10 protein-coding genes are annotated in these 10,917 nt (G+C 70.8%); 6 read left to right on the top strand and 4 right to left on the bottom strand.

All coding sequences use genetic code 11. The features are described 5' to 3' along the window. From H5J30_RS07900 to H5J30_RS07890, 3 genes are all read right to left on the bottom strand, one after another. A partial coding sequence (locus tag H5J30_RS07900; RefSeq protein ID WP_181786438.1) for an ATP-binding cassette domain-containing protein occupies window positions 1-737 on the bottom strand: 737 nt, incomplete at its 3' end. Window positions 738-785: 48 nt separating this feature from the next. Next, complete coding sequence (locus H5J30_RS07895) at window positions 786-1,421, bottom strand: NADPH-dependent FMN reductase (protein WP_181786436.1); 636 nt, start codon at window positions 1,419-1,421, stop codon at window positions 786-788. Window positions 1,422-1,774: 353 nt separating this feature from the next. Further along, window positions 1,775-2,980 (bottom strand): RNA-guided endonuclease InsQ/TnpB family protein, encoded by a 1,206-nt coding sequence (locus H5J30_RS07890; RefSeq protein ID WP_181786435.1) that lies wholly within the window; start codon window positions 2,978-2,980, stop codon window positions 1,775-1,777. Window positions 2,981-3,144: 164 nt separating this feature from the next. Here H5J30_RS07890 and H5J30_RS07885 point away from each other — a divergent pair, with 164 nt between their 5' ends. From H5J30_RS07885 to pstB, 6 genes are all read left to right on the top strand, one after another. Then, complete coding sequence (locus tag H5J30_RS07885; RefSeq protein WP_258563175.1) at window positions 3,145-4,191, top strand: PstS family phosphate ABC transporter substrate-binding protein; 1,047 nt, start codon at window positions 3,145-3,147, stop codon at window positions 4,189-4,191. Between the two features lie 167 nt (window positions 4,192-4,358). Beyond that, window positions 4,359-5,075, top strand: a complete 717-nt coding sequence (locus tag H5J30_RS07880; RefSeq protein ID WP_063610508.1) for a response regulator transcription factor — start codon at window positions 4,359-4,361, stop codon at window positions 5,073-5,075. 75 nt (window positions 5,076-5,150) lie between these two features. Then, complete coding sequence (gene pstS, locus H5J30_RS07875) at window positions 5,151-6,290, top strand: phosphate ABC transporter substrate-binding protein PstS (protein ID WP_181786434.1); 1,140 nt, start codon at window positions 5,151-5,153, stop codon at window positions 6,288-6,290. 121 nt (window positions 6,291-6,411) lie between these two features. Continuing rightward, on the top strand, window positions 6,412-7,410 hold the full coding sequence (gene pstC, locus H5J30_RS07870) for a phosphate ABC transporter permease subunit PstC (RefSeq protein WP_181786433.1): 999 nt from the start codon (window positions 6,412-6,414) through the stop codon (window positions 7,408-7,410). Beyond that, complete coding sequence (pstA, locus tag H5J30_RS07865; protein ID WP_181786432.1) at window positions 7,407-8,477, top strand: phosphate ABC transporter permease PstA; 1,071 nt, start codon at window positions 7,407-7,409, stop codon at window positions 8,475-8,477. Before pstC ends, pstA begins: the two co-directional genes overlap by 4 nt. Window positions 8,478-8,501: 24 nt before the next feature. Next, window positions 8,502-9,278 (top strand): phosphate ABC transporter ATP-binding protein PstB, encoded by a 777-nt coding sequence (gene pstB, locus H5J30_RS07860; RefSeq protein WP_181786431.1) that lies wholly within the window; start codon window positions 8,502-8,504, stop codon window positions 9,276-9,278. Between the two features lie 154 nt (window positions 9,279-9,432). Here the strand turns inward: pstB and H5J30_RS07855 are convergent. After that, on the bottom strand, window positions 9,433-10,917 hold a 1,485-nt coding region (locus tag H5J30_RS07855), incomplete at its 5' end, for an ABC transporter permease (protein WP_181786430.1).

Here is a 10,917-nt window from a genome sequence, read left to right as displayed (position 1 = left end):
CGCTGCGCGGCGTCGCGCAGCCGGAGGTGGACGGAGCCGGCGCCGACGGACGCCTTCAGCTCGCCCTTGGTGCCCTCCGCGATGACCTTGCCGTGGTCGATGACGGCGATCCGGGAGGCGAGCTGGTCGGCCTCGTCCAGGTACTGGGTGGTGAGCAGGACGGTGGTGCCCTGGGCGACGACCGCGCGGACGATGTCCCAGACCTGGTTGCGGCTGCGCGGGTCGAGGCCGGTGGTCGGCTCGTCGAGGAAGAGCAGGTCGGGGGTGTTGAGGATGGACGCGGCGATGTCGATGCGCCGCCGCATGCCGCCCGAGTAGTTCTTCACCTGCTTGGCAGCCGCCTCGCTCAGGCCGAACGCCTCCAGCAGCTGCGCGGCGCGCACCCGCGCAGCGGCGGGCTTGTGCCCGAGGAGGCGGCCGAGCAGCACCAGGTTCTCGGTGCCGGTCAGGTCCTCGTCCACGGAGGCGTACTGGCCGGTGAGGCTGACCCGGGAGCGTACGGCGTTGGCGTCGCGGACGACGTCCTTGCCGAAGATCCGGGCCTCGCCGCCGTCGGGGCGCAGCAGGGTGGCGAGCATCTTCACGGTGGTGGTCTTCCCGGCGCCGTTGGGGCCGAGGACGCCGTAGACGGTGCCGCTGGGTACGGCGAGGTCGACGCCGTCCACAGCGCGGGTCTCGCCGAACACCTTCACAAGTCCCGACGTCTCGATCGCCAGGCCGGACGGGTCGTTAGTCATGTGCTTCTTCTCCAGATTCTCCAACATCAGGTATATGTGCGGCTTTTGTTACGCCACGTACGGCCGCGTCGCGCGGGCCTCTCTCAGCGCGAGACCCCACCAGGTGACCTGGTCCAGCAGGGCGCCGGCGGCGCGTACCAGACCGTCCGAGTAGATGGACCCCCCGGCCGGAAATTTCTCATCGGTGAAGCGCAGGTCGATTCCGACCGAGTCCCGCACCGTGACCGCGTGCAGCTCGGTGAAGACCGACCTCAGCTGCTCCACGGCGCGCACGCCGTCGCAGCCGAAGCCGTACGACACGAAGCCGACCGGCTTCGCGTGCCACTCGTCGTAGCCCATGTCGATGGCGTGCTTGAGCTGCGCGGGGAAGCTGCGGTTGCACTCGGGGGTGACCACGACGAACCCCTCCGCCCGCGCCAGCTCCCCGGTGAACGAGGACAGCTGCGCGTCCGGGTGCTCGGGGTAGTGCAGCGGGAGGTCGTAGTCGGCGAGGTCCAGGACGCGCAGCGCCACGTCGCCCCGCTCGCCGGCCAGCTCGTCGAGCCAGGAGGCGACGGCGGGGGGACGGCAGTCGGTCTCGGCCCGGCCGCCCAGGATGCACGCGACGCGCAGTCGCGCGGAGGCGTCGCGTGCGCCGGACGGGCCGGGCGTCTCGCGTACGCCGCCGGACTCGCCGTTCGCCATCGGACACCTCCCGGTCCCGGTCACCCCGGGCAGTGCGTCCGGGCCGTCACCCCTCAGGCGCCAGAAACCGGCAGGCGCCCGCTAGATCCGATCTAGCGGGCCGCGCGCGGCGGCGCGCACCCGGCCGCGTACGACTGGCACACCCCTGCCCACCTGCGCGTTCGCCGAATGATCCGCGCTTTCATCACAGCCGCATAACGGCATCATGTCTGGTCGTCCACTGTTCATCCCGCGCTAACCGAACCCGCCCCGCATGGCCGACTGCCGCCACTTCGATACAGGACCCGAGTTATGTCCGGATCGATCAGCGGAGAGCATTGAAACCTCCCCCCGAGGAAGGGGGGATTCCTGACTCAGGCCGCCCGGCGGAACAGCGTTCCGCCAGGACTTCCACCCTCGGCGTCAGCCGGGTTGAGACCAGCCCGGACCAGCATCACGCGCGCGGAGTTCTTGTCTCTGGGCGAGACGGCGCCGCACGCGGTGCAGGCATACATTCGTTCGGAAAGAGGCAGTGCGTGCTTGGTTCTCGCTCCGCACTTCGCGCAGTCCATCGTGGTGTGCGCGGGGTGGACCAGGTGGACGGTGCGCCCGTGCTTGCGGGCCATCTCCACCAAGGCCGCCTTCGCGGCTCCGATCGCCGCGTCCGCCGCCTTGCGGGCCATCGTGGTCTTCGCGAGGAACTTCGGCCGGAAGTCCTCCACAGCAAGCTGGTCGTGATCGGTCACGACGTGCTTGGCCCATTTGCGGGCGGTGTCCCGGCGTTGCCGGGCGACCTTGGCGTGCAGCTTCGCTGTCCGAGCCTTCGCCGCCTGGTAACCGGCGGACGCAGATTGACCGCGTTTCGGTTTCCGGCGAGCCATCATGCGCTGGTACCGGGCGAGTTTCTGCGCCGCCATGCGTCCGTGACCTGGGTGGGGAAGGTCGTGGGCATCGGATGTGGTGGTAGCCGTTTCCCTGACGCCCCAGTCGATCCCGATCACACGGCCCGTCGCGGGCAGCGGCTCGACCGGCGCGGGCACCACGAAAGACGCACACCAGGATCCGGAAGCTTCCTGGTGGATACGCACCGACGACGGCTCCGCAGGCAGGTCCCGCGACCACACCACCCGCACCACGATCCCGCCCGCGAGGTGCAGACGCCCGTTCTTCAGACGGAAGTTCCGCCGCGTGTAGTTCAGGCTCGGCCGTGCCTGGCGCTTGGTCTTCCACCGCGGCATCCCCGTCCGCCGGGCCGCGGGAACCCGGGCCCTGATGTCCTTCAACGCCTTCGTGCGGGACTTCCCGAAATCCCGGATCACCTGCTGCTGCGGTACGGAGCTGCCTTCGCCGAGCCAGGGAGTCACCCGCCGGGCCTCGGTGAGCATCCGGTCCAGCGCGGCCGGACCGATCTGCTCACCCTCCGCGTACGCCTTCTTCGAACGGGCCACCGACTCATTCCACAGCCATCGGCAGCGCGCCCACTCCGCCCCGAGAGCCCGGAGCGCGGACGCCGAGACGCGCACACGGAAGGTGTACCGGGCATGCCCGGCGCCCCCGCCGGTGACCGCCGCAGATGCCATACACCCGAATCTCATGGGGAGGACTGACAATTGAGCGCTCCTGATCTTTGCGGCCCCCACCACCCCCGAAGGCGGTGGACACCGGACCGCCCTGAGAACAATCCGGCGACTCGCGCCCTGCTGCCTGAAGACCGGGGCATCCTCAGGGGAGTCAGGTGAGCCCGATGCAGACGATGCAGACGCAGCCGACGAAGCGCACCGGCGCCCGCCTGGGCGCCCTCCTCCTGGCCCCGGCCGCCGTCGCCTCCCTCGTGTCCTGCGGCGGCGAGAGCGAGGCGAGCGCCGGTGCGGACCGGCCCGAGCGGCTCACCGGCACGGTGCTGATCGACGGCTCCAGCACGGTGGAGCCGCTGACGAAGCTGGCCGGCGAGCGCTTCGGCCGGCAGGAGCCGGGGGTACGGGTCAGGGTCGGGGCGTCCGGCACCGGCGGCGGCTTCGACAAGTTCTGCGCCGGCGAGACGGACATCTCCGACGCCTCCCGGCCGATCAACGACTTCGAGAAGGAGACCTGCGCCAACTGGGACGTGCCGTACCGCGAGCTGACCATCGCCAACGACGCGCTCACCGTCGTCGTCCCGCGCGCCAACGACTGGCTCGACTGCATCACCACCGACCAGCTCAAGCGCATCTGGGAGCCCGGCTCGGCGCTGGCGAGCTGGCAGGAGGTCGACCCCGCGTTCCCGGACGAGCCGCTCCAGCTCTACGGCCCGGACACCGACTCGGGCACGTTCGACTACTTCACCGAGGCCATCAACGGCGAGGAGAAGGCGTCCCGCGCCGACTTCACCCCGAGCAGCGACGACAACACCCTCGTCAAGGGCGTCGCGGAGCACTCCGGCGGGCTCGGCTACTTCGGCTTCACCTACTTCGACGAGAACCGCGACAAGCTGCGCGCGCTGGAGATCGACGCCGGTGACGGCTGCGTGGCGCCCAGCACGGCGTCGGTCCAGGACGGCTCGTACAAGCCGCTGGCGCGGCCGCTGTTCATCTACCCCTCGGCGAAGGCGCTGGAGCGCCCCGAGGTGGAGACGTTCGTCGAGTTCTACGTGGACAGCCACACCGACTTCGCCTCGGAGGCCGGCTACATCCCGCTCAGCGAGGTGCAGGAGAACAAGCTGGAGCGCGACCTGACGCGGCTGAAGAAGCACAGCGACCAGCCGGGCGGCGCCGGCGACACGGGCGGGGACTCGGGTGGCTCGGGCGGTCTGTGAGGCGTACGGCGCGGTGCGCGGCGTCCTCGATCATGCCGTTCATAACGGGCCGATAACGGCATCACGCACCCCTGTTCCGATGTTCACCTTCAGTTAACCGCCACCACCGGCCGAGTCCGCCGACAGGGAATTGCATGGGACGCGACGAAGGGGGTGGTGACCGACCGATGGACACACCGGCGATACCCGGCCAGCGACACGGACATGTCCTGCTGCTCGCCGATCCGGACGAACAGGTGGCGCACGATCTCGCGGAGCACCTGTCCGGCCATCAGGTGAAGGTCGTCTTCTGCTCCGACGGGGCGGAGGCGCTGCTCCAGGTCGGCCTGCAGTCCCCCGACGCCCTGCTGGTCAGCGCCAAGCTGCCGCTCGTGCCCGGCGCCCGCGTGGTCGAGGTGCTGCGGCGGCGCAGCGCGACGCCGGTCATCATCGGCGTCGGCCCCGACGACGCGGAGGACGCCGTCGAGGCGCTCACCGCGGGGGCCAGCGCCTGCGTCGCCCGGCCCTACCGGCCGTACGAGGTCCTGAAGATGCTCGGCGTCGCCAGCCCGGCGACGTACGACGTGGACCAGACGGTGGCCTCCGGTCCGTACAGCGTCAACCCCGCCACCTTCGAGGCCCGCGTCGACGGCCGGCTGGTGCAGCTGCCGCTTCGCGAGTTCAAGCTGCTGCACCTGCTGGTGGCCAACGCCGAGAAGGTCGTCACCCGAGACCAGATCAGCGCCGAGCTGTGGGGTGGCAGCGCACCGAAGTCCAACACGATCGCCGTGCACATCCGCCGGCTGCGCGACCGCATCGGGGACAACCCGCACGATCCACGGATCATCCTCACCGTCCGCAACGTCGGCTACCGCTTCGTGCCGCCGACCGCGGACCTCCCTTAGACCCCACAACTCCGTTCGTCTCGATTTGTGATCAAGCCGCCGAGTGCAGTGCGGCCTCAGGAAGGAAAGTCCCCAGTGAAGTCTCAGAGCAAGATCCGGTACCGCACCGCCGCAGGCATACTCGCCCTCTCCAGCGCGCTCGTCCTCTCGGCGTGCGGCTCGGACGACAATTCGGACTCCGGCGACGACAAGGGCGGCAGCGGCGAGAGCTCCGCCGCCGCCGGCGGCGACATCGAGTGCGGCGGCAGCGGCGAGCTGCTCGCCTCGGGCGCCAGCTCGCAGGACAACGCCGTACAGCAGTGGGTCGCCGACTACCAGGCCGCCTGCTCCGACGTGACGGTCAACTACAAGCCGGTCGGCTCCGGCGCCGGCATCGAGGAGTTCCTCAACGGCCAGACCGCCTTCGCCGGCTCCGACTCCGCGCTGGAGCCGGAGGAGGTGGAGAAGTCCAAGGAGGTCTGCTCCGGCGGGCAGGGCATCAACCTGCCGATGGTCGGCGGCCCGGTCGCCATCGCGTACCACGTCGAGGGCGTGGACGAGCTGGTGCTCGACGCCGAGACCCTCGCGAACGTCTTCAACGGCGAGATCAAGAACTGGAACGACGAGGCGATCGCCAAGCTGAACCCCGACGCGGAGCTGCCGGACACCAAGATCCAGCCCGTGCACCGCTCCGACGAGTCGGGCACCACCGAGAACTTCACCGCCTACCTCAACACGGTCGTCAAGGACGCCTGGCCGGACGAGGCGGACAAGAAGTGGCCGATCGAGGGCGGCCAGGCCGCCACCGGCTCGGCCGGGGTGTCCTCGCAGGTGAAGCAGACCGACGGCGCCATCTCGTACATGGAGATCTCGCACGCCGAGTCCAACGACCTGGCCACCGTCAAGCTGGACACCGGCGCCGCGGAGCCCGTCGAGGCCACCGTCGAGAACGCCTCCCAGGCCATCGCCGTCGGCGAGCGGGTCGGCGAGGCCCCCGACATGGCGCTGGAGCTGGACTACGCCACCAAGGAAGACGGCGCGTACCCGATCACCCTCGTGACGTACGAGATCGCGTGCGACAAGGGCAACAAGCCGGAGTCCCTGGACGCGGTGAAGTCCTTCCTCGGCTACACCGCCAGCGAGGCCGGCCAGCAGTCGATCGTCGAGGTCGGCTACGCCCCGCTGCCCGCCGAGATGGCCGCCGAGGTCGTCAAGACCATCGACACCCTGTCCTGATCCGCCCTCCCGCCGGCCGACGGACCACACCGTCCGGCCGGCGGGGGGCCATCCGGTGCACCGCCGCCGGGACGCGGCCGCAGACCGCGCCGTCGCCCCACACCAGACCGGAGATTCACGTATGACTGCTCCACCCACCGACAAGGAAACACCCGCCCCACCGCCGTCCCAGGTCCTGCTGTCGGACGCCAAGGGCAGCACCCGCCGCGGCGACAAGATCTTCTCCGGCCTGTCGAAGGGGTCCGGGATCACGCTGCTGCTGATCATGGCCGCGATCGCCGCGTTCCTGGCGTACCGCGCGTCCATCGCCCTCGCGGACAACGAGGGCAACTTCCTCACCACCTTCGAGTGGGACGCGAACTCCATCCCGCCGAAGTTCGGCATCGCCGTGCTGGCCTTCGGCACGGTCGTCTCCTCGGTCGTCGCCATGGTCATCGCGGTGCCGATCGCGGTGGGCATCGCGTTGTTCATCACCCACTACGCGCCGCGCAGGCTGGCCGCGCCCATCGCGTACGTCATCGACCTGCTGGCCGCCGTCCCGTCCATCGTCTACGGCCTGTGGGGCGCCCTGTTCCTCGTGCCGCACCTGGTCGGCACGTACGAGTGGCTTGACCGGTACCTCGGCTGGACCGTCGTGCTGTCCTTCGACGGGACCGCGCCGCGCTCGCTGATGACCGCCGGCATCCTGCTGGCCGTGATGATCCTGCCGATCATCACCAACGTCAGCCGCGAGGTCTTCGCCCAGACGCCCCGCCTCCAGGAGGAGGCGGCGCTGGCGCTGGGCGCCACGCGCTGGGAGGTCATCCGCATGACGGTGCTGCCCTTCGGCCGCTCCGGCGTCATCTCGGCCTCGATGCTCGGCCTCGGGCGGGCGCTCGGCGAGACGATGGCGGTGGCCACGGTGCTGTCGCCGTCGGCGCTGCTGTCGGCGGAGATCCTCCAGGCGGGCGGCGGGACGTTCGCGCAGAACATCGCCGCGTCGTTCGGCGAGTCCGGGCAGTTCGGCCGGGACGCGCTGATCGCCTCCGGCCTGGTCCTGTTCGTCATCACGCTGGTGGTCAACGGCGCCGCCCGGCTGATCATCGCGCGCCGCAAGGAGTACTCGGGGGCCAACGCATGAGCGCGCAGACCGTAGCGGACAAGGTGGACCGCACCGACCGGCTCGGCATCCAGCAGCCGCGGCTGCCGCGCCTGGCGCCGCTGGGCATCGCCGCGGGCGCCGCCGTCCTGGCCGTGCTGATCGGCGTGCTCGGCGGTCTCGGCAGCCGCATCCAGTGGGGCCTGATCGCGGCGATCCTCTTCGTCGTCGGCCTGTACGTCATCTCGACGGTGGTCGAGGGCGGCCGGCAGGCGAAGGACCGGCTGGCGACCTCCCTGGTGTGGGTGGCGTTCCTGCTGGCCGTCGTCCCGCTGGCGTCGCTGATCTGGGAGACCGTCAGCAAGGGCATCAAGGTCACCGACGGCTACTTCCTCACCCACTCGATGAGCGGCGTGGTCAACGTCGCGCCCGGCGGCGGCGTCTACCACGCGCTGATGGGCACCATCGAGCAGGTGCTGATCGCCACGGTCATCGCCACCCCGATCGGGCTGCTGACCGCCGTGTACCTGGTGGAGTACGGCCGCGGGGCGCTGGCGAAGGCGGTGACGTTCTTCGTGGACGTCATGACGGGCATCCCGTCGATCGTCGCCGGCCTGTTCGTCCTCAGCCTGTGGATCATGATCCTGGACTTCGGCTACTCCGGCTTCGCCGGTGCGCTGGCGCTGGCGATCCTGATGATGCCCGTGGTGGTCCGCTCCACCGAGGAGATGCTGAAGCTCGTCCCGAACGAGCTGCGCGAGGCGTCGTACGCCCTGGGCGTACCGAAGTGGAAGACGATCCTGAAGGTCGTCCTGCCCACCTCCATCGGCGGCATCACCACCGGCGTCATGCTGGCCGTCGCCCGCATCACCGGCGAGACCGCCCCCGTGCTGCTGCTCGTCTTCGGCAGCCCCGCGATCAACAACAACCCCTTCGACGGCGGCCAGGCGTCCCTGCCGCTGTACATCTACCAGCAGTGGGGGGCCGGCACGTCGGCGTCGTTCGACCGCGCCTGGGCCGCCGCCCTCGTCCTCATCGTCTTCGTGATGATCCTCAACCTGCTGGCCCGCGGCATAGCCCGCTGGAAGGCCCCGAAAACCGGCCACTGACGGCCATAGGAGAAGTGATCTGACATGGCCAAGCGCATCGACATCAGCGGCCTCACCGCCTACTACGGCGACTTCAAGGCGATCGAGGACATCTCGATGGCCGTCGAGCCGAGGTCCGTGACCGCCTTCATCGGCCCGTCCGGCTGCGGCAAGTCCACCTTCCTGCGGACCATCAACCGCATGCACGAGGTCATCCCGGGCGCGCGGGTGGAGGGGAAGGTGATGCTGGACGACGAGAACCTCTACGGCACCGGCGTCGACCCCGTCTCCGTACGGCGCGTGGTGGGCATGGTCTTCCAGCGGCCCAACCCGTTCCCGACGATGAGCGTGTACGAGAACGTGGCCGCGGGCCTCAAGCTCAACGGCCGCTACAAGAAGTCCGAGCTGGACGACGTGGTGGAGAAGTCCCTGCGCGGCGCGAACCTGTGGAACGAGGTCAAGGACCGCCTCAACCGCCCCGGTTCCGGCCTCTCGGGCGGCCAGCAGCAGCGGCTGTGCATCGCCCGCGCCATCGCCGTCGAGCCGCAGGTGCTCCTCATGGACGAGCCCTGCTCGGCCCTCGACCCGATCTCGACCCTCGCCATCGAGGACCTCATCGGGGACCTGAAGACGCGGTTCACGATCGTGATCGTGACGCACAACATGCAGCAGGCGGCCCGGGTCTCGGACCGCACCGCGTTCTTCAACCTGTCGGCGGTGGGCGAGCCGGGGCGGCTCATCGAGCTGGACGACACCGACAAGATCTTCTCCAACCCCTCGGTGCAGGCGACCGAGGACTACGTGTCCGGCCGCTTCGGCTGAACCGACGACTCCGGCCGGTGCCCCGGGGGACACCGGCCGGTCGAGCCGTCTTGCGGTGCTGCCTGGCGGTGCCGCCGCAAGACACCGGGCCCGCCCCGCACCCGGGGCGGGCCCGCCCTGCTCACGCCTCGCTCACCCCTGGCTCACCCCTGGCTCACTCCTCCGCCAGCGCCGCTTCCGCGGGGCGCTTGCGCAGGGCCGCCCAGCCCGGTACCAGGGTGGCGGTGAGGGCGAGGGCCACGGCACCGGCGACCACGGCCGCGTAGATGGACAGCGGGCCGGAGGGGAGCAGGCTGTCCGCCGCCGCGTGGCTGAACGGCACCAGCGCGGTGGCCGCGGCCGCCGTGCCGAGGCCCACGCCGATCCCGGCGACGATCAGCGCCTCGATCGTCAGCATCCGCAGCACCTGCCGGCGGGTGGCGCCGGCGAGCCGCTGGAGCCCGAACTCGCGGCGGCGGCCGGAGACGGAGAGCACCAGGTTGTTGACCACCGAGATCCCGGTGTACGCGACGATCATGCCGACCATCAGGTAGTTGACCCACGCCTGCGTCTCGGTGTCCTCGATGTTGGCCTCGATCAGCTCGTCGCGGTCGACGACGGCGGTGCCGGGGTGGTCCGCGAGGGTCTTCTCCAGGCTCGCCGTGAGCGCCGCGGCCCCGGTGCCGTCCTCGGCGCGTACCAGGATCTGCTGCGGCAGCGCGCCGTCGGTGTGCCCGGCGAGGAGGTCCGCGGGCACGAACGCGGTGTCGTAGCCGGCGCGGCCCTCGAAGAGCACGGCGATCCGCAGGTCCTCGGCGGCGCCGTCGCCGAAGCGCACCTCGACGGTGTCGCCGACGCTCCGCCCGTCCGCCGCGCCGGCCGGCAGGGCGACCGTGGCGCCGGTGAGGTCGGCGATCCCACCCTCGACCGGCTCCAGGGCGGTGGTGCGGGCGGCGCCGCGGGCGTCGATGCCCTGGAGCGGTACGCCGTCCTCGTCGCCGATGCCGTCGATCCAGCCGGTGCTGGTGACGTACGCGCCGGCCGCGGCGACGCCGTCGGTGGCGCGGACGTCGGCGGTGAGCGCCGGGTCGAGGGTGCCGGAGGCGGAGTCGACGACGGCGTCGGCGCGCAGGTTCTGCGCGTACGCCTCGCGGGAGGCGTCGGTCTGCGTGGTCTGGAGGTACAGGTTCGCGGTGGCCATGGCGACGGCCAGCATCACGGGCGTGACGACGCCCGCCATCCGCACGGCGCGGGCCCGGGCGGTGAGGACGGCGAGTTCGCCGCCGGCGCCGGTGACGGCCCTGACCGGGCCGGAGATCAGCACGGTGCACAGCTTCGTCAGGCCCGGGCCGAGGAGCGCGAGGCCGATGGCCGTGCACAGCACGGTGGGCCCGGCGGTGCTGGCGGCGATCGGGCCGTCGAAGAGCACCCAGGTCAAGAGGGCCAGCGCGGTCGCGCCGGCGAGGAAGAGCAGGGCCGCCACGATCCGTACCGGGGACGCCCAGCGGGTCCGTACCGCCGACTCCGCCATCGCCTCGACGGCCGTGACCTGCACCCCGCGCCGGCCGCCGATGAAGCCGCCGAGCAGCGAGGTCAGCAGCAGGGCGCCGCCCGCGGCGACCGCGGGGATCCACCCCTGCGCGTACGCGACGGCCCCCGA

This window comes from Streptomyces phytophilus (assembly GCF_013870535.1).
Lineage (GTDB): Bacteria > Actinomycetota > Actinomycetes > Streptomycetales > Streptomycetaceae > Streptomyces > Streptomyces phytophilus.
The sequence above is the reverse complement of the archived record's forward strand: the minus strand, read 5'-3'. Positions and strand labels throughout refer to the sequence as shown.

Excerpts from the sequence above, each read along its gene's own strand:
- pstC (WP_181786433.1), top strand. The coding sequence starts at position 6,412 with ATGACTGCTCCACCCACCGACAAGGAAACACCCGCCCCACCGCCGTCC.
- pstA (WP_181786432.1), top strand. The coding sequence starts at position 7,407 with ATGAGCGCGCAGACCGTAGCGGACAAGGTGGACCGCACCGACCGGCTC.
- pstB (WP_181786431.1), top strand. The coding sequence starts at position 8,502 with ATGGCCAAGCGCATCGACATCAGCGGCCTCACCGCCTACTACGGCGAC.
- H5J30_RS07895 (WP_181786436.1), bottom strand. The coding sequence starts at position 1,421 with ATGGCGAACGGCGAGTCCGGCGGCGTACGCGAGACGCCCGGCCCGTCC.
- H5J30_RS07885 (WP_258563175.1), top strand. The coding sequence starts at position 3,145 with ATGCAGACGATGCAGACGCAGCCGACGAAGCGCACCGGCGCCCGCCTG.
- H5J30_RS07880 (WP_063610508.1), top strand. The coding sequence starts at position 4,359 with ATGGACACACCGGCGATACCCGGCCAGCGACACGGACATGTCCTGCTG.
- H5J30_RS07890 (WP_181786435.1), bottom strand. The coding sequence starts at position 2,980 with ATGGCATCTGCGGCGGTCACCGGCGGGGGCGCCGGGCATGCCCGGTAC.